The sequence below is a fragment of the Pseudoalteromonas sp. SG41-1 genome (assembly GCF_014164575.1).
Classification (GTDB): Bacteria; Pseudomonadota; Gammaproteobacteria; order Enterobacterales; family Alteromonadaceae; genus Pseudoalteromonas; species Pseudoalteromonas rhizosphaerae.
This window is the reverse complement of the sequence record NZ_JACJFL010000140.1, coordinates 1-253: the sequence shown is the minus strand read 5'-3', so window position 1 is coordinate 253 and position 253 is coordinate 1. Positions and strand designations below refer to the sequence as shown.

Annotated in this window: 1 protein-coding gene; it reads left to right on the top strand. The window is 40.7% G+C overall.

The annotated features are described in order from the left end of the window. Positions 1-68 precede the first annotated feature (68 nt). The coding region (locus H5203_RS22640; RefSeq protein WP_182819710.1) for a transposase family protein at positions 69-253 on the top strand (185 nt) is incomplete at its 3' end.

Genomic DNA, 253 nt, shown 5'->3' with positions numbered 1-253 from the left:
CAGGGCAAGATCACGAACTTTACCTTGACTTAAAAGTATGATCTTATACTCCTTTTTAAGGAGCTCCCATGCCTGATATTCAACTATTTAAATATTTCGAATCAATTGCCGACCCTCGCCAGCAGGGGAAAGTTGTCCATAAACTTTTTGATATCATATTCTTAGCTGTCAGCGCTGTCATATCTGGGTGCCAAGGCTGGGAAGATATTGAAGATTTTGGCCATGATAGATTAGATTGGCTCAGGAAGTACGT